The organism is Streptomyces sp. NPDC085900 (assembly GCF_044540925.1).
Taxonomy (GTDB): Bacteria; Actinomycetota; Actinomycetes; order Streptomycetales; family Streptomycetaceae; genus Streptomyces; species Streptomyces gilvifuscus.
In genome coordinates this window covers 22,576-46,797 of the sequence record NZ_JBITSP010000014.1, presented here as the reverse complement: position 1 = coordinate 46,797, position 24,222 = coordinate 22,576, and the positions used below count along the sequence as shown (strand labels likewise).

18 protein-coding genes are annotated in these 24,222 nt (G+C 71.1%); 4 read left to right on the top strand and 14 right to left on the bottom strand.

From position 1 onward, the window contains the following. Positions 1 to 56 precede the first annotated feature (56 nt). Both ACIGDI_RS36405 and ACIGDI_RS36400 read right to left on the bottom strand, forming a co-directional pair. A complete protein-coding gene (locus ACIGDI_RS36405; protein WP_399906022.1) occupies positions 57 to 1,667 on the bottom strand; it encodes a glycoside hydrolase family 13 protein in 1,611 nt (536 codons plus the stop codon). A gap of 135 nt (positions 1,668 to 1,802) precedes the next feature. Beyond that, positions 1,803 to 3,074, bottom strand: a complete 1,272-nt coding sequence (locus ACIGDI_RS36400; protein WP_399906019.1) for an ABC transporter substrate-binding protein — start codon at positions 3,072 to 3,074, stop codon at positions 1,803 to 1,805. Between the two features lie 122 nt (positions 3,075 to 3,196). On the opposite strand from ACIGDI_RS36400, the gene ACIGDI_RS36395 reads away from it, so the two are divergent. The 3 genes from ACIGDI_RS36395 to ACIGDI_RS36385 are packed head-to-tail and all read left to right on the top strand — an operon-like array spanning position 3,197 to position 6,843. Then, positions 3,197 to 3,712, top strand: a complete 516-nt coding sequence (locus tag ACIGDI_RS36395; RefSeq protein ID WP_200699141.1) for a PadR family transcriptional regulator — start codon at positions 3,197 to 3,199, stop codon at positions 3,710 to 3,712. Beyond that, entirely contained in the window at positions 3,709 to 4,461 is a 753-nt protein-coding gene (locus tag ACIGDI_RS36390; RefSeq protein WP_272175553.1) for an ABC transporter ATP-binding protein, read from the top strand. Before ACIGDI_RS36395 ends, ACIGDI_RS36390 begins: the two co-directional genes overlap by 4 nt. A 39-nt stretch (positions 4,462 to 4,500) precedes the next feature. Then, entirely contained in the window at positions 4,501 to 6,843 is a 2,343-nt protein-coding gene (locus ACIGDI_RS36385) for an ABC transporter permease (protein ID WP_399906016.1), read from the top strand. Between the two features lie 124 nt (positions 6,844 to 6,967). On the opposite strand, the gene pgi is transcribed toward ACIGDI_RS36385, so the two are convergent. From pgi to uvrC, 12 genes are all read right to left on the bottom strand, one after another. Further along, entirely contained in the window at positions 6,968 to 8,623 is a 1,656-nt protein-coding gene (gene pgi, locus ACIGDI_RS36380; protein WP_399906014.1) for a glucose-6-phosphate isomerase, read from the bottom strand. Between the two features lie 52 nt (positions 8,624 to 8,675). Next, positions 8,676 to 9,944, bottom strand: coding sequence for an MFS transporter (locus ACIGDI_RS36375; RefSeq protein ID WP_399906011.1), 1,269 nt, complete (start codon positions 9,942 to 9,944; stop codon positions 8,676 to 8,678). Positions 9,945 to 10,154: 210 nt separating this feature from the next. Next, a complete protein-coding gene (locus ACIGDI_RS36370; RefSeq protein ID WP_003976875.1) occupies positions 10,155 to 10,490 on the bottom strand; it encodes an RNA polymerase-binding protein RbpA in 336 nt (111 codons plus the stop codon). Between the two features lie 227 nt (positions 10,491 to 10,717). Then, entirely contained in the window at positions 10,718 to 10,951 is a 234-nt protein-coding gene (gene secG / locus ACIGDI_RS36365; protein WP_142151226.1) for a preprotein translocase subunit SecG, read from the bottom strand. A gap of 95 nt (positions 10,952 to 11,046) precedes the next feature. Beyond that, on the bottom strand, positions 11,047 to 11,823 hold the full coding sequence (tpiA, locus tag ACIGDI_RS36360) for a triose-phosphate isomerase (RefSeq protein WP_399906008.1): 777 nt from the start codon (positions 11,821 to 11,823) through the stop codon (positions 11,047 to 11,049). 6 nt (positions 11,824 to 11,829) lie between these two features. After that, positions 11,830 to 13,041, bottom strand: coding sequence for a phosphoglycerate kinase (locus tag ACIGDI_RS36355; RefSeq protein WP_272175557.1), 1,212 nt, complete (start codon positions 13,039 to 13,041; stop codon positions 11,830 to 11,832). Positions 13,042 to 13,232: 191 nt separating this feature from the next. After that, positions 13,233 to 14,240, bottom strand: coding sequence for a type I glyceraldehyde-3-phosphate dehydrogenase (gap, locus tag ACIGDI_RS36350; RefSeq protein ID WP_058926002.1), 1,008 nt, complete (start codon positions 14,238 to 14,240; stop codon positions 13,233 to 13,235). Between the two features lie 227 nt (positions 14,241 to 14,467). Further along, positions 14,468 to 17,422, bottom strand: a complete 2,955-nt coding sequence (locus ACIGDI_RS36345) for a M14 family zinc carboxypeptidase (RefSeq protein WP_399906005.1) — start codon at positions 17,420 to 17,422, stop codon at positions 14,468 to 14,470. A gap of 168 nt (positions 17,423 to 17,590) precedes the next feature. Then, entirely contained in the window at positions 17,591 to 18,580 is a 990-nt protein-coding gene (gene whiA, locus ACIGDI_RS36340; protein WP_200699133.1) for a DNA-binding protein WhiA, read from the bottom strand. Further along, entirely contained in the window at positions 18,571 to 19,638 is a 1,068-nt protein-coding gene (yvcK, locus tag ACIGDI_RS36335) for a uridine diphosphate-N-acetylglucosamine-binding protein YvcK (RefSeq protein ID WP_200699132.1), read from the bottom strand. Before yvcK ends, whiA begins: the two co-directional genes overlap by 10 nt. Then, the gene (rapZ, locus tag ACIGDI_RS36330; RefSeq protein WP_399906002.1) at positions 19,635 to 20,603 is read right to left on the bottom strand and encodes an RNase adapter RapZ; all 969 of its coding nucleotides are present in this window, start codon (positions 20,601 to 20,603) and stop codon (positions 19,635 to 19,637) included. The genes yvcK and rapZ overlap by 4 nt, the downstream gene beginning before the upstream one ends. Further along, positions 20,600 to 22,714, bottom strand: coding sequence for an excinuclease ABC subunit UvrC (gene uvrC / locus ACIGDI_RS36325; RefSeq protein ID WP_399905999.1), 2,115 nt, complete (start codon positions 22,712 to 22,714; stop codon positions 20,600 to 20,602). The genes rapZ and uvrC overlap by 4 nt, the downstream gene beginning before the upstream one ends. Before the next feature lie 499 nt (positions 22,715 to 23,213). On the opposite strand from uvrC, the gene ACIGDI_RS36320 reads away from it, so the two are divergent. Continuing rightward, on the top strand, positions 23,214 to 24,170 hold the full coding sequence (locus ACIGDI_RS36320; protein WP_399905996.1) for a hypothetical protein: 957 nt from the start codon (positions 23,214 to 23,216) through the stop codon (positions 24,168 to 24,170). Positions 24,171 to 24,222: the final 52 nt, after the last annotated feature.

Sequence of the window (24,222 nt, the reverse complement as noted above, 5' to 3'; positions counted from 1 at the left end):
TCCCTTCAGGGGGTGAATAACTGACGAGCGGTCAGGTAGAGAGGGGCCGTGCCCGGTCAGCGGTCGGCCAGCCACCAGGCGGCCGTGGAGCCGGGCAGCACGCCGGCCGGGCACGGGCCGCTGGACAGCAGCGGGGTGCCGGAGACCGGCGCGGGCGTGGGCGCCGTACCGAAGTTGACGGCGCAGACCAGGCCGTCGCCGCGCTCGAAGGCGAGGACGCCGGGCGGGGTGTCCAGCCAGCGGAGGGTGCCCTCGCCCAACTGGGGCAAGGAAGACCGAAGTTGCAGGCCGTCGCGGTACAGGTGCCAGAAGGAGCGGGTGTCGGCGAGGGCGCGGTCGGTGGCGTACTCGGCGAAGTAGGAGGGCTGCGGCAGCCACGGGCGGGCGCTCTCGGCGCCGGAGGTGAAGCCGAAGGGCGAGGCCTGTCCGGACCACGGCAGCGGCACCCGGCAGCCGTCGCGGATGCGGGCCCGGCTGCCCGTGCGCCGGAAGATCGGGTCGGTGAGCACGTCGTCGGGCAGGTCGACGACCTCGGGCAGACCCAGCTCCTCGCCCTGGTAGATGTACGCGGCGCCGGGCAGCGCCAGCATCAGCAGGGCGGCGGCGCGGGCGCGGGCGGCGCCGAGACCGCTGCCCTCCGTGGCGGGTTCGCCGTAGCGGGTGACGGTGCGAACCTGGTCGTGGTTGTTGAGGACCCAGGTGACCGTGGAGCCGGTGCCGGCGATGTCCTGCATGGCCTCGGAGATGACCTTGCGGAAGGCGCCCGGGTCCCAGGGGGCGCTGAGCAGGTCGAAGAAGAAGGCCTGGTGGAGCTCGTCCGGTCGGACGTACAGGGCGTGCTCGCGGGCCGTCGGCACGGACACCTCGCCGACCAGCAGCCGCTCGCGGCCGTCCTGCGCGGTGTACTCCTCGCACACCGACCGCCAGTGCCGCCACACCTCGTGCACCTCGGGCTGGTTCCAGGCCAGCGGATTGACCGAGTCGCGGGTGCGGGCGTCGGCCTCGGGGTCGTCCGAGTCGGGCAGGGCGGGGTGCTTGAAGAGGCCCGCGGCCACGTCGATGCGGAACCCGTCGACGCCCCGGTCCAGCCAGAAGCGCAGCACCCGGTCGAACTCGGCGCCGACCTCGGGGTTGCGCCAGTTCCAGTCGGGCTGCTCGGAGGCGAACATGTGCAGGTACCACTGGCCGTCGCCGACCCTGGTCCAGGCCGGGCCGCCGAACATGGAGTGCCAGTTGTTGGGCGGCTCGGCGCCCTCGGGGCCGCGGCCGTCGGCGAAGTGGAAGCGGGCGCGGGCCGCACTGCCGGGCTCGGCCGCCAGCGCCTGGCGGAACCACGGGTGCTCGCTGGAGCAGTGGTTGGGGACGATGTCGAGCAGCACCTTGATGCCGAGCCGCCGGGCGTCCGCCATCAGCAGGTCGAACTCGGCGAGGTCGCCGAAGAGCGGGTCGACGTCGCAGTAGTCGGCCACGTCGTAGCCGTGGTCGTGCTGCGGGGACGGGTAGAAGGGGCTCAGCCAGATCCCGTCGACGCCCAGCTTCTTCAGGTACGGCAGCCCCGCCCTGACTCCGGCGAGATCGCCGACGCCGTCGCCGGTGCTGTCCAGGAAGCTGCGGACGTACACCTGATAGATCACCGCGTCCCGCCACCAGCGGTACTTACTCAACATGCATGCATGTTATGTAGGGGCTTCGCGCGGGTGTCAACGATGAGAACAGAAGCTACCGCCGAGTTGGCCTGCGAAATACGGACCAACTAGGACAGAGCGAGGAGAGATGAGATGTGCGCGTTACCTAACAGGTAACTACCGGCCGGGGATCGCGGCCAGTTCCCGCGCCAGGCGGCGCACCGCCGCCGCGGGCGTCTGGTGGCCCGTCAGGGCGTCCTGCACGACGGCCTGCACCACCAGGCTGACCTGGTCGTAGCGCGGGCTCTTGGGGCGCGGCATGGCGGACAGCACGCTCTTGCGCAGGGTGGGGAGGTAGGGGAAGCGCCGGATCAGCTCGGGGTCCTCGTACAGCGCGGCCCGTACGGGCGGCAGCGCGCCGCGGGTGAGGACCTGGCGCTGCACGGGCTCGCTCGTGAGGTAGGCGATCAGGCGCGCGGCCGAGTCGGGGTGCCGGGCGTGGGTGTTGACGGCCAGGTTGGAGCCGCCGAGGACGCTCGTCCCGGGGCCGTCCGGGCCGGGCAGTGGCACGGCGCCTATCTTCCCGGCGACCGGGGAGCCCTTGGCCGAGGCGAGGACATAGGCATAGGGCCAGTTGCGCAGGAAGAGCAGCCTGCCGCTCTTGAAGGCCTGCTTGGACTCCTCCTCCTTGTACGTCAGCGCGACCTTCGGGATCCAGCCCTCGCGGACCCCGCGCGCGAGGAAGCCGATCCCCTCCCTGGCCGCCGCCGAGTTCACGGTGACCCGCGCGCCCTCGTCGCCGAGGATCGTGCCGTGCGCCGAGTAGACGGCCTCGGCCGCGTTGACGGTCAGGCCCTCGTACGGCAGGAACTGGCCCGCGTAGCCGTCGAGCCCGTACTTGGGCGCGATGGTCTTCGCGTCGTGCTCCAGTTCGGCCCAGGTGCGCGGGGGCGGGACGCCCTCCTTGGCGAGGATGTCCTTGCGGTAGAGGAGCAGGCCGGCGTTGGTGACGTACGGGACGGCGTACAGGCGGCCGTCGTAGGTCGCCGTGCTCTTGACGGGCCTGAGGAAGGCGTCGAGCGGGAAGCGGTCGCGGGGCAGCGGGCGTATCCAGCCCGCGGCCGCGAACTCCGAGGTCCAGTTGACGTCGATGTTGAGGACGTCGAACCGGCTGCGGTCGCCGCCGCGCAGGTCGGTGACCATCTGCGCGTGGGTCTCGTCGGCGGAGTCCGGGAGTTCCACGAGCCTGACCCGCTCGCCGGGGTGGGCGCGGTTCCAGCCCTGGAGGAGGGGGCGGAGATAGCCCGTCAGGTCGCCCGCGGTGGCCAGGGTCAGGGGGCCGCGACCGTCGGCCGGACCCGTGTCGTCCCGGGCTCCCGCGGCCACGTAACCGGCCATGACCACGACGAGAACGAGGAGGCCCCTACCCGCGGCACGCATCCACCGCATAGGTTCCTCCTTGCACACCCGGCGCCGGGCGTCTTCGCCCGGAGTCAGAGGCCATGTATACCTGTTAGGTATGGGCGATACTAGGGCCTGGAGCACATTGACCCGACAGGAGGACTGCACACGTGCGCCTGCCCCTCCTGGCTCTCCTGGCGCGCGGCCCCGCCCACGGCTACGAGCTCAAGCAGCACCTTGAGCAGACGCTGGGCTCCGCGTACCCTCAGCCGAACGTCGGCCAGATCTACGTAACCCTCGGCCGCCTCGAGAAGCAAGGCCTGATCGAGGGCGAGGACGTCGAGCAGTCGAGCCGGCCCAACAAAAAGGTCTACCACCTCACCGAAGCCGGGCGGCAGGCGCTGCGCGTCTGGTTCGAGGATCCCGAGGACGAGCCGCGGGTGCGGGACGAGTTCTTCATGAAGCTGGCACTCGCTCCGCAGACCGGCCTCGCCGACCGGATCGCGCTGATCAACAAGCAGCGGCGCCAGTATCTGAACACCATGCGGCAGCTGTCGAAACTGGCGGCCGCGGAAGACCGGGACAACCGCATCGCCCAGCTGCTGATCGAGGGCGCGATGCTGCACCTGCAGGCCGACCTCGACTGGCTCGAGCGGTGCCAGGAAGAGCTGGAGGAGCTGGAGTGAACGACGGTCCCGCTCCCGTGCTGCGCGCCGAGAGCCTGGTCAAGACGCACTACGGCGAGGGCGCCCCGGCGCACGCGGTGCGCGGGGTCGACCTGTGCGTACGCCCCGGCGAGTTCGTGGCCGTCACCGGCCCGTCCGGTGCCGGGAAGTCGACACTGCTGCATCTGCTGGGCGGCCTGCAACGGCCCGACGGCGGGCGTATATGGCTGGACGGCGAGTGCGCGGACGCCTGGAGCGAGGCGCGCTGGGCGGTGGAGCGCCGCAAGCGGATCGGGATCGTCTTCCAGTTCTTCAACCTGGTCTCGAACCTGTCCGTCGCCGACAACGTGGAGCTGCCCGCACTGCTCGCCGGGGTGTCGCCGAAGCGGGCGCGGGCCGAGCGGGAGGAACTGCTGGCCGAGCTCGGCCTCGACGGCAAGGAGCGCAGCCTGCCGGGCGAGCTGTCCGGCGGTGAGCAGCAGCGGGTCGCGCTGGCCCGCGCCCTGGTCAACCACCCTCCCCTGCTGCTCGCCGACGAACCCGCCGGCAGCCTCGACAGCAAGGGCACCCGCGAGGTGATGCGGCTGCTGTCCCGCTTCCACGGGCGCGGCCAGACGATCGTGCTGGTCACCCATGACGCGCGGCTGGCCAGCGCCGCGGACCGGGTGATCTCCTTCTTCGACGGCCGCATAGCCGACGACGCGGAACTGGACGCCGCCCCGAAGTCCCGCAAGAGCGGCATATCCGGGGTACTGGAGCTCAGGGACTGACATGCGGACGCACGACGCTCCCGGGAGGCACTGATCCGCATGCGAGCCACCCTGCGCTGGGCGCACTCCGATCTGCGCACGCACCGCGGCGAGGCGCTGTTCCTGGTCCTGGCCACCGCCGGGATCGTCGTCTCGCTGCTGCTGGCCACCGCCCTGTTCGGCTACGCCACCAACCCCTGGCAGCGGGTGTTCGCCGAGTCGCGCGGCGCGCACGTCTGGATCCACACCAGCGAGTCCGCCAAGGTGGGGCGGCTCACGGGGCTGGACGGCGTCGACTCCGTCGCCGGCCCCTACTCCACCGCCTCCGCCACCCTCGCCTCCCGCGGCACCCGGGCCGCCGTCGAACTGCGCGCGACACCCGACCGGCCCACCGTCGGCCGGCCCCTGATCACCTCCGGCCGCTGGCTGAACACCCGGACCCCGGACGGTGTGGTTCTGGAGAGCAGCCTGGCCCGCACCCTGCTCGCCGAACCGGGCGACTCGCTCACCCTGCCGGGCACCGGGCGGACGGTGACCGTCCTCGGCGTGGCCGACGCGGCCGAGCCGCGCTATCACGCGGGTGAGCGGCCGGGCCTGGTCTGGGCCCTGCCGTCCGCCGTACCCCACCCGACCGGCCGGGTCATCGGCCTGCGCCTGACCGACCCCGCGGACACCGACTACGTCGTCCAGCGCGCCGTCACCGTCCTCGGCGCGGGAGCCGTGGGCGAGGTCTCCACCTGGCAGCAGGCGCGCGCCGAGGCCCAGGGCGACTACCGGCTGCTGGGGCAGGTGCTGGGCCTGTTCGGGCTGGGCGCGCTGATCGCCGCCGGCCTGGCGGTCCACGGCGCGATCGCCACCCGTATCCGCGGCCACCTGCGGGACATCTCGGTCCTGAAGGCGATCGGCTTCACACCGGGCCAGGTCGTACGGGTCTTTCTCTCGCAGCACCTCGCCTACGCGCTGCTCGGCGCGGTGGCCGCGGCAGCGCTGACGGAGACACTGGGCAGCCGCTTCCCGGGCGGCCTCGGGGACGCGGTCGCCGTCTGGCAGGGGCTGCCCGGGTACACGGCGGCGCTGTTCGCGGTCCCGGTGGGCGCGGTGCTGTTCATCGGCGCGACGACGGGCCTGGCGGCCTGGCGTGCGGGGCGGGTGCCGCCGGTGCCGGGGGTACGGCCCGTCGCGGCTCGGGGAGAGCGTGTCCCGGGCGGAGTACGAGCCGTGCCGGGCGCGCGTGCCGTGTCCCTGCCGGGCGGGCAGCTCTCCGGACTCTCCCGGCGCGCGCTCGGCACCCGGCTGTCGCCCGCACTGGTGCTGGGCTGGCACACGGTCGTCAGCCGTCGGCTGCGGTCGGTGACCACCGTGGCCCGGCTGGCGCTGCCCCTGCTGCTGATCGTCGTCGCGATGTCCGCCTGGACCACCATCGACCGCTTCCACAGCAGCCCGGAGCGGATCGGTCTGCCGGCCGCCCTCACCGTCCACGCGAACGACGGCCTGAGCGAGCGCGGCACCCGTGCCCTGCTGGACCGTGACCCGCAGGTCGCCGCCGCCTACCCCGGCCTGGAGGTGGCCGCCCTGGTCCCCGGCCAGACCGCCACCATCGCCCTGCGCGGCCTCGGCACCCGCCAGGACCCCTACCCGTACGCACTCGCCGAGGGCCGCCCCGCGCGCGGGGACGACGAGGCGGTGGCCGGGCAGGGCCTGCTCGACCTGCTGGACGTCCGGATCGGCGACTGGGTCCGCCTGACCGTCGGCGACCAGCCGCAGATCCTGCACATCGTCGGCCGCAGCATCGAACCGGAGAACGCCGGCCGGGTCGTCTCCACCTCGCTCGACACCCTCCGCCAGAACGACCCCCGCCTGACCCCGACCCTCTACCAGGTACGGCTGCGCCCCGGCGCCGACCCCCACGCGGTCGCGGCCCGCCTGACCGCCGCCGGGCACGGACGGCTGGACGTGCACGCCGTGACCAACCCGGCCGACGGGCTCTCACCGCTGCGCGGAGTCGTGGCCGGCCTGATCGCCGTCCTCGCCCTGATCGGCCTGATCGAACTGCTCACCGCGATCGGCGGCACCGTCCGCGAGGGCGAACGCGATCTCCTCGCGCTCAAGGCCATCGGCCTCTCCCCCCGCCAGATCACCGCGATCACCGTCACCGCCAGCGGCTGCACGGCCCTGGCCGCCGCCCTCGTCGGCACCGCCCTGGGCACACCCCTCGCGCACTGGCTGATCAACGCCCAGGGCAGTTCGAGCGGCATCGGCTCGGGCATCGCCCAGGCTCCGTCACCGGCGCTGCTGGTGCTGCTCGGGGCGGCGGCGGTGCTGGGCGCGACGGGACTCGCCGCCCTCCCGGCGGCCCGAGCGGCACGACGACGCCTGGCGGACACGCTGAGCGCGGTGGCCTGAGCGGGGTGGTCTTGTGGCTCGGCCTCGGTGCCTGAGCGGGATGGCCTGAGCGCGGCGACCTTGTGGCTCGGCCGCGGTGCCTGAGCGGGCGATCACGCACCGCCCGCTCCAGGCACCGAGGCGGTCAGCCGCGCCCGCGCAGCTCCCGGTACTTGGCCACGAGCGCCTTGCTGGAGGCGTCCAGACCCGGCACGTCCGCGCCCTCCGTCAGCGCGGGCTCGACCCGCTTGGCCAGCACCTTGCCCAGCTCCACGCCCCACTGGTCGAAGGAGTCGATGTTCCACACGGCACCCTGGACGAACACCTTGTGCTCGTACAGGGCGACCAGCTGCCCCAGCACGGACGGCGTCAGCTCGCGCGCGAGGATCGTGGTCGTCGGGTGGTTGCCCTTGAACGTCTTGTGCGGCACCAGCTTCTCCGGCACGCCCTCGGCCCGCACCTCGTCCGGCGTCTTGCCGAAGGCCAGCGCCTGCGTCTGCGCGAAGAAGTTGGCCATCAGCAGGTCGTGCTGCGCCTTCAGCCCGTCGCTCAGCTCCGCGACCGGCTCGGCGAACCCGATGAAGTCCGCGGGGATCAGCTTCGTGCCCTGGTGGATCAACTGGTAGTAGGCGTGCTGCCCGTTGGTGCCCGGCGTGCCCCACACCACCGGCCCGGTCTGCCAGTCGACCTCCTGCCCGTCCCGGTCCACGTACTTGCCGTTGGACTCCATGTCCAGCTGCTGCAGATACGCCGTGAACTTGGAGAGGTAGTGGCTGTACGGCAGCACCGCATGGGACTGGGCATCGTGGAAGTTGCCGTACCAGATGCCCAGCAGCCCGAGCAGCAGCGGCACGTTGGCCTCGGCGGGCGCGGTGCGGAAGTGCTCGTCGACCAGCCGGAACCCGTCGAGCATCTCCCGGAAGCGGTCCGGGCCGACGGCGATCATCAGCGACAGGCCGATGGCGGAGTCGAAGGAGTAGCGGCCGCCGACCCAGTCCCAGAACTCGAACATGTTCGCCGTGTCGATGCCGAAGTCGGCGACCTTCTCGGCGTTCGTCGACAGGGCCACGAAGTGCTTGGCGACCGCCTCCTGACCGGCCTTCAACTCACCGAGCAGCCACTCGCGCGCCGAGGTCGCGTTGGTGATCGTCTCGATGGTGGTGAAGGTCTTGGAGGCGATCACGAACAGCGTCTCCGCGGCGTCCAGGTCACGGGTGGCCTCGTGCAGGTCGGCGCCGTCGACGTTCGACACGAAGCGGACCGTGAGGTCGCGGTCCGTGTAGGCGCGCAGCACCTCGTAGGCCATCGCGGGGCCGAGGTCCGAGCCGCCGATGCCGACGTTGACCACGTTCTTGATGCGCTTGCCGGTGTGGCCGGTCCAGGCGCCGGAGCGGACGCGGTCGGCGAAGCCGGCCATCTTGTCGAGGACGGCGTGCACGCGCGGGACCACGTTCTCGCCGTCGACCTCGATCACCGCGTCGGGTGCCGCGCGCAGGGCGGTGTGCAGGACCGCGCGGTCCTCCGTCGTGTTGATCTTCTCGCCGCGGAACATGGCGTCGCGCAGCCCGAACACGTCGGTGGCGGCGGCGAGTTCACGCAGCAGCCGGAGGGTCTCGTCGGTGACCAGATGCTTGGAGTAGTCGACGTACAGGTCTCCCACCTGCAGCGTGTACCCACTGCCGCGGCCCGGGTCGGCGGCGAACAGCTCCCGCAGATGGGTGCCGGAGAGTTCCTCGCGGTGCTTGGCCAGCGCGGTCCACTCGGGCATCTGGTCGAGCCTGGTACGGCCGTCTGCGTTCATGTGCGACTTCAGCCTTCTTTCGTGCCTGTCCCAGCTGTTCCAACCTAGTTGATCAGCGCGGCGCGTGAGCCGTCGTGGCGTCGTCGTGCGGCGCAACAACAGGTACGTTCACCTTGAGCGCGGGTATCAGCGCGATGACGGCGAGGACGAAGAAGGCCGCCGTCAGCAGGGGCGGGGTGTTGAGGCCCCAGGCGGTGGCGACGGCACCGCCGAGGAGGGCGCCCAGCGGGACCCCGGCGTAGGACAGGGTGCGGAAGGCGGAGCTGATCCGGCCGAGCATGCCGGCGGGACTGCGCTCCTGCATCAGGGTCGTGGTGTTGACGTTCCACACCATGCCCATCAGCCCGAAGCCCGCGATCGCCGCGACCAGGACGGGCAGGCTGCGCACGCTGCCCATGACGACGAGGGCCGCGGTCTGCGCGGTGCCGGCGGTCAGCACCGCCCGCAGCCGGCCGACACGGGCGACGAACCGGCGGTTCACCACTCCCCCGACCAGGCTGCCCAGGGTGGCCGCGGTGCCGGCCGCGGCGTATCCGACGGTGCCGCCGTGCAGCCAGCCGGTCACGAGGACCACCAGGGTGGCGAGCTGGGCGCCCATGCCGATGTTGCACAGGGCCGTGGCGGCACACAGTCCGCGCAGGGCGCGGTCCCGGGCCAGGGTGCGCAGTCCCTGCGCGATCTCCCGGCGCAGGGTGCTGCCCGCCACCGCCGCCCTGCGCCGCGGAACGGCGGTCCGCAGCGAGGCGACCAGGGCTGCGGCCACCAGGAAGGTCGCCGCGTCGACCGCGAACGGCGCGGCGGCCCCGGCCGCCAGCAGCAGGGGGACGGCCGGTGCGCCCAGCAGTCCGCCGGCGATGCGCTGCCCCGTCAGCAGCCGGGCGTTCGCGCTGCCGAGGACCTCGCGGTCCACCAGGACGGGCAGCAGGGCCGTGGAGGCGTTGTCGAACAGGGTCTGGAGCGTGGTCAGGGTGAACGCCAGGGCGATCAGCAGCCCGATGGAGGCGTGTCCGAGGGCGACGGCGACCGCGAAGGACGCGACCAGCAGTCCTCGTAACGCGTCCACCGTCCACATCGCCCGCCGCTGGTCCACCCGGTCGGCCACCGCACCGCCGAGCAGCCCGAAGGCGAGCCAGGGCAGATAGCCGCAGGCGGTCACCGTCGCGACCAGCAGCGGCCGGTCCGTGAGCCGCACGGCGAGCAGGGGCAGCGCCGCATTGCGCAGAGCGTCCCCGAAGCTGGAGAGCACGGCGGCGCTCCACAACCGCCCGAACCCCCCGCGCCACGCCGGCGCGCGCACCCCCGCGGACTCGACCGTCGCCACAGCTCCCCCTTGCGATTCGTCCGTATCGAGACGATGCACAAACCGTAGAGGGTGCCACTGACAATCGATGCGGAGCGGGCGGGCGGCCGGTGCACAGAGGCCGTAGAGGCAGGAGGGCAGCCGGTGCACAGCCGCCGTGGAGGCAGGAGGGCAGCCGGTGGGAAACAGCTCCGGCCAGGCGCCCTATCGGTGCCCGGCCGGCTTCAATTCCTAGATCTCGCCCCGCAGTTTGGCGAGCGCCTCGGCGAGGATGGCCTCGCCGTCCGCGTCGCTGCGCCGCTCCCGGACGTACGCGAGGTGCGTCTTGTAGGGCTCGGTGCGCGGCGGGTCCGGCGGGTTGTCCCGGTCCTGTCCGGCGGGAAAGCCGCAGCGCGGGCAGTCCCAGGTCTCGGGAACCTGCGCGTCGCTGGCGAAGCTGGGCTGCGTCTCGTGCCCGTTGGAGCACCAGAAGGAGATGCGCAGACGCGGCGCGGACTCGCCGCGCTCGGCCTCGCCCATCGGCCCCGCCCCGACCCGACTTCCTCGGATCGCGTTGCCACTTGCCACGGTCGTAACTCCCTGCGTGATGGTGCCGCGAAGCGAGTCGGCGTTTCGCTTCGTTGCGAGCGCCTCAGTCTACGTAAGGCCCAACGCACGTCCAGTGGTTGGAGTTACAGCCCCCACACCTAGACGCAAGCCCCATGATAGGCCGCGCTCAGCTGCGCGTACCGAACATGGGGCCTTACGTGCGGAATGGAGGTGCTGTGTGCGTGTTGTCGCTCAGCTGTTCGAAGTCAGGACGTCTTCATGATGAGGCCGAGTACGACAATGCACGCGAACCACAGCAGACCGATCACCAGGGTGATGCGGTCGAGGTTGCGCTCGGCGACCGAGGAGCCGCCGACGGACGACTGCATGCCGCCACCGAACATGTCGGAGAGGCCGCCGCCCTTCCCCTTGTGCATCAGCACCAGCAGCATCAGCAGCAGGCTGAAGACGATCAGGGCGATCGAGAACCCCAAAACCACGGCTGGACCAACTTCCTCGGATTCGGATGGACGACGCGGGGTCCGGCACAGTGCTGGACCCCGCAAGGGTACGACGGATCGGGCCTAGCGCATACTCACTGGTCGCGGAAGCGCACGATCTTGACGAACTCGTCGGCATCCAGGGACGCGCCGCCCACCAGGGCGCCGTCGATGTCGGCCTGGGCCATGATCTCGGCGACGTTGCCGGCCTTGACCGAGCCGCCGTACTGGATGCGGACCTTGTCGGCCAGCTCCTGCGTGTACAGCTCGGCGATCTTGCCGCGGATGGCCGCGCAGACCTCCTGGGCGTCCTCGGCGCCGCAGACCTTGCCGGTGCCGATGGCCCAGACGGGCTCGTACGCGATCACGATCGTCTCGGCCTGCTCGGCCGGGAGGTCCTTCAGACCGCCCTCGACCTGGGTGAGGGTGTGGGTGACGTGGTTGCCCGCCTCGCGGACGTCCAGCTCCTCGCCGACGCACAGGATCGGGGTCAGACCGTGCTTGTAGGCGGCCTTGACCTTGGCGTTGACGATCTCGTCGGTCTCGGCGTGGTACTGACGGCGCTCGGAGTGGCCGACGGCCACGTACGTGCACTTCAGCTTGGCCAGCATGGCGCCGGAGATCTCGCCGGTGTAGGCGCCGGAGTCATGGGCCGAGACGTCCTGGGCGCCGTACTTGATCTTGAGCTTGTCGCCGTCGACCAGGGTCTGCACGGAGCGCAGGTCGGTGAAGGGCGGCAGGACGGCGACCTCGACGGCCTCGTAGTCCTTGTCCGCGAGGGCGAAGGCGAGCTTCTGGACGTGCGCGATGGCCTCGAGGTGGTTGAGGTTCATCTTCCAGTTGCCCGCCATCAGCGGCATGCGCGTGCTCATGCTTGGTCAGTCCTCCAGTGCGGCGAGGCCGGGGAGCGTCTTGCCCTCGAGGTATTCGAGGGAGGCGCCGCCACCGGTCGAGATGTGGCCGAATGCGGTCTCGTCGAAGCCCAGGAGGCGCACGGCCGCGGCGGAGTCGCCGCCGCCGACGACCGTGAAGGCCGGGGAGTCGATGAGGGCCTGGGCGACCGCCTTGGTGCCCTCGGCGTAGTCGGGGTGCTCGAAGACGCCCATGGGGCCGTTCCAGAAGACGGTGGCGGCGTCGGCGAGCTTCGAGGCGTACAGCTTGCGGGTCTCCGGACCGATGTCCAGGCCCTCCTGGTCGGCCGGGATGGCGTCCGCGGCGACGGTCGTGGGGTTGGCCGGGGCCTTGGTCTTCAGGTCCGGGAACTCGGTGGCGACCAGCGCGTCGACCGGCAGGACCAGTTCGACGCCGGTCTTCTCGGCGCGCTCGATGTACTCCTTGACGGCCGGGATCTGGTCCTCCTGCAGGAGGGACTTGCCGACCTCGTGGCCCTGGGCCTTGAGGAAGGTGTAGGCCATGCCGCCGCCGATGAGGAGGCGGTCGGCCTTGCCGAGGAGCTGGTCGATGACGGCCAGCTTGTCGGAGACCTTGGCACCGCCGAGCGCGACGACGTACGGCCGCCGGACCTCGTCGGTGAGCTTCTTCAGGACGCCGACCTCGTTGGCGATGAGGTAGCCGGCGTAGTGCGGCAGGCGGGCCGGGAGGTCGTAGACCGAGGCGTGCTTGCGGTGCACCGCGCCGAAGCCGTCGCCGACGTAGACGTCCGCCAGGGCGGCGAGGCGGTCGGCGAACTCGCCGCGCTCGGTGTCGTCCTTGGAGGTCTCACCGGCGTTGAAGCGGAGGTTCTCGATCACCGCGACCTGGCCGGGCTGCAGGCCGTTCACCGCGTCGTGGGCGGCGGGGCCGACGGTGTCCTGGGCGAACGCCACGGGGGCGCCGAGGAGTTCACCGAGCCGCTCGGCGGCGGCCAGCAGGGAGAAGGCGGGGTCCGGGGCGCCCTTGGGGCGGCCCAGGTGCGAGGCGACGACCACCTTGGCGCCCGCCTCGGCGAGGGCCTTGACGGTGGGCAGTACGGCGCGGATGCGACCGTCGTCGGTGATGAGGCCGTCGGCGAGCGGCACGTTGAGGTCGGCGCGGACGAAGACCCGCTTGCCGTCCACGCCTTCGGCGAGAAGTTCGTCGATCGTCTTCATGAAGGGGCTCCTAGAAAGGGCTCGGGAGGCTCGGAGGTCCGAGTGGGCTGCTCTTGTCCGTGAGGCTGCTACCTGTGCGAGGCGGGCGCGAGGGCCGGTCGGGCCCCAGCCACGCGACACAGGGCTCGGACAGCGCGGCCGTGCGCTGCCCGAGCCCTGCACTCACACCGAGGTGCTGCCTGCTGCGGCGATCAGAGCTGGTTGCCGACGAAGACCGTGAGGTCGACGAGGCGGTTGGAGTAGCCCCACTCGTTGTCGTACCAGCCGAGGATCTTCACCGTCGTGCCCTCCTGGACCATGGTCAGGGAGGAGTCGAAGGTGCAGGACGCCGGGTCGCTGACGATGTCGGAGGAGACGATCTCGTCCTCCGTGTAGGACAGGTAGCCCTGCAGTTCGCCCTCGGAGGCCTTCTTGAAGGCGGCGTTGACCTCGTCCTTGGTGACCTCGCGCGACAGCTCCACGACGAGGTCGGTGGCCGAGCCGGTCGGGACCGGGACGCGCATCGCGATGCCGTCCAGCTTGCCCTTGAGCTGCGGCAGGACCAGGGCGGTGGCCTTCGCGGCACCGGTCGTGGTCGGGATGATGTTCTCGGCGGCGGCACGGGCGCGGCGCAGGTCCTTGTGCGGGAAGTCAAGGATGCGCTGGTCGTTCGTGTACGCGTGCACCGTCGTCATCAGACCCTTGACGATGCCGAAGTTCTCGTCGAGGACCTTCGCCATCGGCGCCACACAGTTGGTGGTGCAGGAGGCGTTGGAGATGACGTGGTGGTTCGCCGGGTCGTACTTGTCCTGGTTGACGCCCATCACGATGGTGATGTCCTCGTCCTTGGCCGGGGCCGAGATGAGGACCTTCTTCGCGCCGCCGGCGATGTGCTTCTCGGCGTCGGCCTTCTTCGTGAAGATGCCGGTCGACTCGATGACGATGTCGACGCCCAGCTCGCCCCACGGGATGTCGGCGGGGTTGCGCTCGGACAGGACCTTGATGGTCTTGCCGTCGACGGTGATGGTGTCGGCGGTGTGCGAGACCTCGGCCTTGAGGCGGCCCAGGATGGTGTCGTACTTCAGCAGATGGGCGGTGGTCGCGGTGTCACCCAGGTCGTTGACAGCCACGATCTCGATGTCAGCACCCTGCTCCAGCAGCGCGCGGAAGTAGTTGCGACCGATACGACCGAAGCCGTTGATGCCTACGCGGATCGTCACGAACCGATCTCCTCGTTGGTACGCCGGCCATGCGGTGCCGGCGAGCTCTGTTTGGGATGTCCCCGACCACCCCCGACCCTACCTCCCTGAGGCCCCCGGAGTGACATCGAGACGCCCCATACATGGGCAGGCGGTCCGTACCCGCCAGTAGGGGTACGGACCGCCCGGCCCGAAATTCCGATCACTCTTTTTGACTACGGTGACCTAGTCATCGTTGACCAGGCAGTTCACCCTTCCAGGGCCGCGAGTGCCTTCTTGAGGAGGGCGGTGCGGTCCGCCGCCGCGGTGACGTGCTCCAGGCCGAAGCCCAACAGCACGGTGCGGTCGGTGGTGACGGCGCCGTAGGTCCGGAAGAGCGCCCCGGTGCGCGTCCAGTCCTTCAGGACCGCCGGGCTGCCCGCGGGCGGCCCGGACACGCTCCAGGCACCGAGCGAGGTCTCGAAGCCCTCGGCCTGGGTGGCCGTGCCACCGAGGACGAGCGAGGTGTCGTCGGCGAGCACGCCGCGGCCGCCGGTGCCGGGGTCGGTGACGTAACTGATCGAGACCTCGACGGACTTGCCGGCGTAGGGGCTCAGGTCGTAGCCGACCTGCTGCCAGCCGCTGGAGGAGCCGGTGAGGCTGTTCCAGGAGCCGCTGCTGCCGGTCGCGGTGCAGCCGGAGGAGGCGACGGTCAGGTAGTGCTTGAGCCACGGGTGCTCGTTGACCAGGAAGCCCGCCTCGCACTCCGCGGGTACGGCCGTGGTGGTCGCGCCGCCCGCCTCCGGGAGGGTGGTCCAGTCGTCGGCGCCGGTGGTGTGGGCCTCGACGATGACGTGGTCGTAGCCCGGTTCGGTGTCCCACAGCAACTGGCTGCGCAGGGTCGGCTTGTCGGCCGCCGCGACACCGGTGAGGTCGATGGTGCGGGTGAGGCGCTTGTAGGAGTCGTCGGTGTGGACGGCCGCCGCCATGTACGAACCCGAGTACGGCCCGTACGGGTTGACGGTCCCCGCGAACTGGCCGGCCCCGGCGCTCGCGAACTGCGGGTACCTGTCCGCGGGCAGCGAGTCGGAGGTGACGGCGTAGGTGCCCGCCTTGTCGAGCGGGTTGCCGGGGGCCGCGCCGAGCGCCCCGCTGAAGCCGGCGAGTTCACCGGAGCCGGTGAAGCCGGTGGCGCCCGGGGTCGACGTACGCGAGTAGGCGCCCAGGTAGTACTGGCTGAAGTCGTTGGACAGGGTGCCGCCGCCGAGGTCGACGCTGCCGCCGGCCTGCTCCCCCGCCTCGATCAGCTTGCCGCCCTCGTTGAGGTAGGCCCGCAGTTGCAGCTGGGTGGCGTTGCCGGGGGTGCTCGCACCCGTGTAGTGCACGACGGTCCTGAAGTGCTTCAGCACGCCGAGCGCGTCGGGCGCGCCCTGGGTGGCGACGTCCCAGACGACCGCCTTGCGTCCGTTCGCCTTCAGCGCGTCCACGTAGGTCTGCGCCTGCGTGGCCGCCGCGCCCTCCTCGGCCACGACGAGCGTGTCGGCCTTGGCCCGCTGGGCGACGGTGTAGGTGAAGTGCTGACTGGAGACCTTCTTGCCGCTCCTGGACCGGCCGGTGAACCACACCTCGACCTTGTCGCCCGGGTCGCCGTCGCGGACGTTGGCGCGGTACTCGTCGAAGTGCAGGTTGTCGTCGCCGCCGTAGGTCTCGCCGCCCTTCCAGGCCCTCAGCGGCCGGTCCTTCGTACGGCCGCCGTTGACGCGGTAGTTGAGTTCCTTGTCGCGGACCGCCTTGCGGACGACGACCGAGACCTCCTGGTCGGCGCCGCGCGAGTACGAGGTGGTGAACTTCGCCGGGGTGAAGTCGGCGGCCTTCAGGCCCAGCGACGAGGACGGCGTGTCGGGGTGCCGGGCGGTCTCGGCGACCGACAGCGCGAACGGGATGTTCTTCGCGAACTCCTGCTGGATGAGCTTCTCGTCGTCCGGGAAGTTGAAGACGGACTGGCAGTCGGCCGCGTTCCACTGGTCAGTGGGGTCGAGGTTCGACGCGGTCTGGCAGGTCGACATCTCCGGGGTGAACATCGACATGCCGTTGACGTTGGCCGCGTGGCCGTCCGCCTCGCCGTTGGTGGTGTACAGCTCCGAGGAGACCTGCGGACGGTAGCCGGGGATAGCGGAGTTGTCCGGGGTGCCGGCGAGGGCCTTGTAGACCACGTCGTCCGGGGTCGGGGTGGCGACCTGCCAGCCGACGCCGTAGAGGAGGAGTTCGGCGGCGGAGTGGTAGTTGATGCCGTACGAGAACCCGATCCGCTTCTCGAAGGCGTCCAGCGCCTTGGTCTCGGGCTCGGATCCGGGGCTCGCGCCGCGGTAGGTCTCGCTGGTGGGGTTGGGGGACGAACCCTCGTCGTCGTATCCCCACTTGTAGGCGAAGTTGCGGTTGAGGTCGACGCCGTCGCCGGTGGAGATGACGCCGTCGCCGTTGACGTCCCGCAGGTTCTTGCGCCACAGGCGGGTGTCGGAGTCCTTGAAGGTGTAGTCGTAGCCGTCGGGGTTGGCCGAGATCACGAACCACAGTTCGGTGCTGTCGACGATCCGCTTGACGCGCTTGTCGGTCTTGTAGTGGTCCAGGTAGTAGTGCATCAGCCGGCGGGTCATCTCCGGCGTGATCCACTCGCGCGCGTGCTGGTTGGACATGTAGAGCACGGAGGGCCTGGAGCCGTCCTTGGTCTTCTTCGCGTCCTTGGTCAGTTTGACCGCGAGGATGTCCTGGCCGTTGACGGTCTTTCCGATGGAGACGACCTTGGTGAGGCCGGGGTTGAGCTGCCCGGTCCGGACGATCTCCTCCTTGAGACCCCCGCTGCCGCTGTACGGGCGGAAGACACCCTGCGCGGCGGTGTCCACCCGTTTCTCGGCCTTGGCCGAAAGTGTGTGCTCGGTGAGGTGGACGCCCTGCTTCCGCAGTTTCCCGGCCTGCCGGCCGGTGAGATAGACCTCGACGGTGGCCTTCCCCTGCGCGGGGACCTGCTCGCCGAGTTCCTGGCCGTCCTGCCCGGCGGCCAGCAGCAGGGGTACCTGCTGGGCGCTGACCTCCGCGCGGTAGACGTCGACCTCGTTGGGATCGGAACCCTGTGAGGTCCCGTTCTGTGCCTGGGCGATGGGTGCGAGGCTCGCTCCGCCGAGCAGAAGCGCGCCGACAGCGAGGATCGATCTCGCTCTGGGTCTCATGTACCCCCCTAGCAGTCCTTCGTCACGGTGACGAAGTGCTGCCAGGCTCATGTCAGTTCACAACCCAGTCAAGGGCGACACAAAGACAGTAAAAGGCGGTGCCGGCGCCCAAGTGGACGCCGGCAGCCAGAGGTTGTCGGAGGGTCAGCCGACCTCGGTGTCGGGGGGTCAGCCGACGAGGTTGTCCGCCAGCTCCTCGGTGATGCTGGACTCCGTGCCCGGGATGCCGAGGTCGGAGGCGCGCTTGTCGGCCATCGCCAGCAGGCGGCGGATACGGCCGGCCACGGCGTCCTTGGTCAGCGGCGGGTCGGCGAGCGCGCCCAGCTCCTCCAGGGAGGCCTGCTTGTGCTCCATGCGCAGGCGCCCGGCGGCCGCGAGGTGCTCGGGGACCTCGTCGCCGAGGATCTCCAGCGCGCGCTGGACCCGGGCGCCGGCGGCGACGGCCGCGCGGGCGGAGCGGCGGAGGTTGGCGTCGTCGAAGTTGGCGAGACGGTTCGCCGTGGCCCGCACCTCCCGGCGCATCCGGCGCTCCTCCCAGGCCAGCACCGACTCGTGGGCGCCGAGGCGGGTGAGCAGAGCGCCGATCGCGTCGCCGTCGCGGACGACGACACGGTCCACGCCCCGCACCTCGCGGGCCTTCGCGGCGATCGACAGCCGGCGGGCCGCGCCGACCAGGGCGAGCGCCGCCTCGGGGCCCGGGCAGGTCACCTCCAGGGAGGAGGAGCGGCCGGGCTCGGTGAGCGAGCCGTGCGCCAGGAACGCACCGCGCCAGGCGGCCTCCGCGTCGCAGGTGGCCCCCGAGACCACCTGCGGGGGCAGACCGCGGATCGGGCGGCCGCGCCCGTCCACCAGGCCGGTCTGGCGCGCCAGCTGGTCACCGCCGGCGACGACCCGGACGACGTAACGCGAGCCGCGGCGCAGTCCGCCGGGCGCCATCACGATCAGCTCCGAGGAGTGGCCGAAGATCTCCAGGATGTCTCTCTTCAGGCGTCGGGCCGCCATCGCGGTGTCCAGCTCCGCCTCGATCACGATGCGCCCGCTCACCAGGTGGAGGCCGCCGGCGAACCGCAGAATGGCGGAGACCTCCGCCTTCCTGCAGCAGGTCCGGGTGACGGGGAGCCGGGAGATCTCGTCCTTCACCGCTGCCGTCATCGCCATGGGCCGATCCTTCCATGCATCCGAAAAATACGGTCGTACGCGGCGGCCAGCAGCTCCGGGTCGTGCCGCGGAGTTCCGTCTCTCCGTGCCACCGGGGCGAGCTCGACCGCGGCCCCGAGCCGCTTGGCGGCCTCGGTCAGCACGTCGCGGTCGGGCACGGCGGCCTCGTCGGCCAGCACCACGTCCAGGGCGAGTTTAGGGGCGTGTCGTCCCAAAACCTCCAAATGACGCTGCGGGGAGAAGCCCTCGGTTTCTCCGGGCTGCGGGGCGAGGTTCAGCGAGAGTACCCGGCGCGCCTTCGTCTGGGTGAGGGCGTCCAGCAGTTCCGGCACGAGCAGGTGCGGGATCACCGAGGAGAACCAGGAGCCGGGGCCGAGCACCACCCAGTCCGCGTCCAGGACCGCCTCGACGGCCTCGGGGACGGCCGGCGGGTCGTGCGGCACGAGGTGCACGGACTGCACCTCGCCGGGTGTGAGGGCGACGGTGGCCTGTCCCCGGACCGTGTCCACCTCCTCGGGCCGGTCCGGGTCGTGCCCCTTGACCAGGGCCTGCAGCTCCAGCGGTACGGCGGACATGGGCAGCACGCGCCCGTGCGCGCCGAGGAGCCTGCCGACCAGGTCGAGGGCCTGGACGTGGTCCCCCAGCTGCTCCCACAGGGCGACGATCAGGAGGTTGCCGACCGCGTGGTCGTGCAGGTCGCCCTTGGAGTGGAAGCGGTGCTGGATGACCCGGGCCCAGGTCTGGCCCCAGTCGTCGTCGCCGCACAGCGCGGCCAGCGCCTTGCGCAGGTCGCCGGGCGGCAGCACGCCCAGCTCGTCGCGCAGGCGCCCGCTGGAGCCGCCGTCGTCGGCCACGGTGACGACGGCGGTGAGGTCGCCGGTGATCCGGCGCAGCGCGGCGAGCGAGGCGGACAGGCCCATGCCGCCGCCGAGGGCGACGACCTTGGGCTGTGCACCGCGCCGGCGCGGCCGGGCTCCGCGGGCCTCGACCGGCCGGCCCGCGCGTGACTCGGGCACCATCCGGCGCAGCCTGCTCAGCCGCACAGAGCGTTCCGTCATTCGCGTCCCATGTCCCGGTGCACGACCACCGTCTCCACGCCCTCGGCCGCGAGGCGCGCGGCGAGCTTCTCCGACATGGCCACCGAGCGGTGCTTGCCGCCCGTGCACCCGATGGCGATGGTCACGTACCGCTTGCCCTCGCGGCGGTAGCCGGCCGCGATGAGGCGCAGCAGCTCGGCGTAGCGGTCCAGGAACTCCTTGGCGCCGGGCTGGTTGAAGACGTAGGCCGCCACCTCCTCGTTGAGGCCGGTGAAGGGGCGCAGCTCCGGGACCCAGTGCGGGTTGGGCAGGAAGCGCATGTCCGCGACCAGGTCTGCGTCGACCGGGAGGCCGTACTTGAAGCCGAAGGACATCACGGTGGCCCGCAGCTCGGGCTCCTCCTCGCCGGCGAACTGGGCGTCCATCTTGGCGCGCAGCTCGTGCACGTTCAGGCTGGAGGTGTCGATCACCAGGTCGGCGTCGCCGCGCAGCTCGCGCAGCAGCTCGCGCTCGGCGGCGATGCCGTCGACGATGCGGCCGTCGCCCTGGAGGGGGTGCGGGCGGCGCACCGACTCGAAGCGGCGGACCAGGGCCTCGTCGGAGGACTCCAGGAAGACGATGCGGCGGGTGACGTGCCGGGTTTCCAGGTCGGCCAGGGACTCGCGCAGATTGTCGAAGAAGCGCCGGCCGCGTACGTCGACGACGACCGCGATCCGGGCCACGTTGCCCTGCGAGCGGGCGCCGAGCTCCACCATGGTGGGGATCAGCGCGGGCGGAAGGTTGTCGACGACGAACCAGCCGAGGTCCTCCAGGCACTTCGCGGCCGTCGACCTTCCGGCGCCGGACATGCCGGAGATGATCACCAGCTCGGGGATGGCGACTTCGGGAAGCCCACCCGTCTCGCCGGTCGTGCCCGTACTCACCTGTGCTCCGTCTCCGCCTTGGCCCGTCTGGTCGTGTTGCTCGTCGTGATTGTTCACATTCATGTCTCCTGCCCCCGTCGTTCGTCCGGGGCTCCCGTCGTCACGGGATCCCCACCGGAACCCATGGTGCCGGGTTCCTCCTCCATGATCTCTCCGGTGGCCGTGTTCACGGCGGGTGCGGCCGGAGCCGCCTGGGCGAGGGCCACGGCGATCGTCTCGGCCGTCTTGCGGCCTATGCCGGGCACCTCGCAGATCTGGTCGATGGTGGCGGATCGCAGTCTCTTCAACGAACCGAAGTGCTTCAGAAGTGCCTGCTTGCGGGTGTCGCCGAGGCCGGGCACGTCGTCCAGCGGGCTGGAGCGGAAGCGCTTGGCCCGCTTGGTGCGCTGGTAGGTGATCGCGAAGCGGTGCGCCTCGTCGCGGACGCGCTGGAGCAGGTAGAGGCCTTCGCTGGTACGGGGCAGGACCACCGGGTCGTCCTCGTCCGGAAGCCAGACCTCTTCCAGCCGCTTGGCGAGACCGCAGACGGCGACGTCGTCGATGCCGAGCTCGTCCAGGGCCCTCTTCGCCGCCGCGACCTGCGGCTGTCCGCCGTCGACGACGACGAGCTGGGGCGGGTAGGCGAACTTCTTGGGCCGCCCGTCCTCGTTCTTCAGGCCGTCCATCTCCAGGTCAGCCTGGAAGCCTGCCTGCGTCCCGTCCGCCTGGAGGGCCGCCGTCGCCTCACCCGCGAGGCCGTCCTCGTGGCCGTCCTCCACCCACTCGCCGGTCTTCTCCTTCTCAGCGAGGTAGCGGCGGAAGCGGCGGGTGATCACCTCGTGCATGGAGCGGACGTCGTCCTGGCCCTCGAAGCCCTTGATCTGGAAGCGGCGGTACTCGCTCTTGCGCTGCAGACCGTCCTCGAAGACGACCATGGAGGCGACGACGTCGTCGCCCTGGAGGTGCGAGATGTCGTAGCACTCGATGCGCAGGGGGGCGCTGTCGAGGTCGAGTGCCTCGGCGATCTCCTCCAGGGCACGCGAGCGCGTGGTGAGGTCGGAGGCGCGCTTGGTCTTGTGCAGGACGAGCGCCTGCTGCGCGTTGCGCTGCACGGTCTCCATCAGGGCCTTCTTGTCGCCGCGCTGCGGGATGCGCAGCGAGACGCCCGAGCCGCGCCGGTCGGCCAGCCACTCCTGGACGGGTTCGACCGGGTCGGGCAGGGCGGGGACGAGGACCTCCTTGGGGACGGAGTCGCCCTTCTCCTCGCCGTAGAGCTGCTGCAACGCGTGCTCGACGAGGGCGCCAGTGGTGATCTCCTCGACCTTGTCGGTGACCCAGCCGCGCTGGCCGCGCACGCGTCCGCCGCGCACGTGGAAGATCTGGACGGCCGCCTCCAGCTCGTCCTCGGCGACCGCGATCAGGTCGGCGTCGGTCGCGTCGGCCAGCACGACCGCGTTCTTCTCCATGGCCTTCCGCAGGGCCTCGATGTCGTCGCGCAGGCGGGCGGCCCGCTCGTACTCCATCTCCTCGGCCGCCTCCGTCATCCGCTTCTCCAGGCGGCGGAGGTAGGTGCCGGTGCGGCCGGCCATGAAGTCGCAGAACTCCTCGGCGAGTTCGCGGTGCTCCTCGGGGTCGACGCGGCCCACGCAGGGTGCCGAGCACTTGCCGATGTAGCCGAGCAGGCAGGGGCGGCCGGTGCGGGCGGCGTTCTTGAAGACGCCTGCAGAGCAGGTGCGGACGGGGAAGACGCGCAGGAGGAGGTCGACGGTGTCGCGGATCGCCCACGCGTGCGCGTACGGGCCGAAGTACCGGACTCCCTTCCTCTTGTGACCGCGCATCACCTGCACGCGCGGGAACTCCTCGTTCATCGTCACCGCGAGGTACGGGTAGCTCTTGTCGTCGCGGTACTTGACGTTGAACCGGGGGTCGAACTCCTTGATCCAGGAGTACTCCAGCTGCAGCGCCTCGACCTCTGTGGACACCACGGTCCACTCGACGGACGCGGCGGTGGTGACCATCGTCCGGGTGCGGGGGTGCAGATTCGTCAGGTCCTGGAAATAGTTCGCCAGGCGCTGACGCAGGCTTTTCGCCTTTCCGACGTAGATCACCCGGCGGTGCTCGTCACGGAACCTGTACACCCCGGGGGAGTCGGGGATCTGTCCCGGCTTGGGGCGGTAGCTGGAGGGGTCGGCCATGTCTCACACCCTACTGGCGGGGGGTGACAGTACGGCGAGGCTGTGGACAACGTCTACCGAGCCTGCGCGCCGCGGGGAAGCCCGGCACGCTCGGCAGGTGGCACACCACGCGGCGCTCGCCGACGGCTCCGGAGCGTCCCCACGCCGACGATCATGAGATCGGGGCGTACTGCGATGCCCGGGCCCGCGCGGGCAGGGCGGATCCGCTCCGGAAGCCACGGGGCGGACCGCTCGCGCGGGCGGCCGGACAGGTGGTGGGCTGCGACGGCACGGCCGCGCGGGCGTGGGGCCACCGATCGTGTCTCGGCCAGGTGTACGCGGCCGTCGGGCATCAGGTGTTGTCGGGACTTGGTCAACACGCTTCAATGCGGGGGAACTCGGGGCCGTGAACGACGGCGTACGGATGTGAAGACGCCCCCGACGCCGACGGGGTGGCCCCGACCTTCGCACGAAACCGGCCCGACCAGCCGTAGCGAGCATTCACAGAAAGGCCCCCTGCATGCCGCACGCCACACAGCACGCGGACGTCGCCGCCGTCGTCGGCGCGGAACTGGAATCGGCCCTGCGGGGCGGGCCCTTCCACGTCGCGTTGCGCGCCGCCATCGCCGCCCGCGGGCTGCCGCTGCAGCGTGTGCAGCACCATCTGTCGCGCCACGGGGTGAAGGTCGGCGTCACCAGCCTGAGTTACTGGCAGCAGGGCGCCCGGCGGCCGCAGCGCCCGGAATCACTGCGGGCCGTGCGGGCCCTGGAGGAGATACTCCAGCTGCCGGAGGAGTCACTGATACGGCTGCTCGCCGAGACCGACGAACGGACCGGTGGCGAACGGCCCGCCGCCCGCTCCTACCGCTCCCTGGTCGCCGCCTCGGACGTCCTGGACCGGATGCTGACCGAGCTGCGCCTGCCGCCGGACGGCGGCCTGCACACCCTCGGGCACCACGAGCGGGTGCGCATCGGCCCGCGGCGCGAGCTGTCGGGGCGCGAGTCGCAGCACATCGTGCGCGCCCACAAGGACGGCATCGACCGTTTCGTCGCCGTCCACCAAGGTGACCCGGGATGCGCGCCGGAGCGCATGCGGGTGCACGCCCTGGAGAACTGCCGCACAGGACGCGTGCGCGCCCACCACGACGCCGGGGTCCTCGTGGCCGAACTGCTCTTCGACACCCGGCTGCGGGCCGGGGACACCTTCCTCTTCCGCTACTGCGTCGAGGACGGCACGGCCGGCGTCTGCCGCGAGTACGTCCGCGGATTCGGGCCGGCCGGCGGCCAGTACGCCCTCCAGGTGCGCTTCGACGAACGCGCGCTGCCGGTGCGCTGCCATCGCTTCGCCCAGCATTCCGCCGCCGCTCCGCGCGGCGGTCGCCAGGAACTCGCCCTCAGCGGCCACCACCACTCGGTGCACCTCGTCGAGCCCCGGGTGCGCACGGGGATCGTGGGCATCGGCTGGGAATGGGAGTGAGCCCTCGACGAGGGTTGCCAGGCAGCTGCCTCGACGCGGCCGGGGCGCGCTT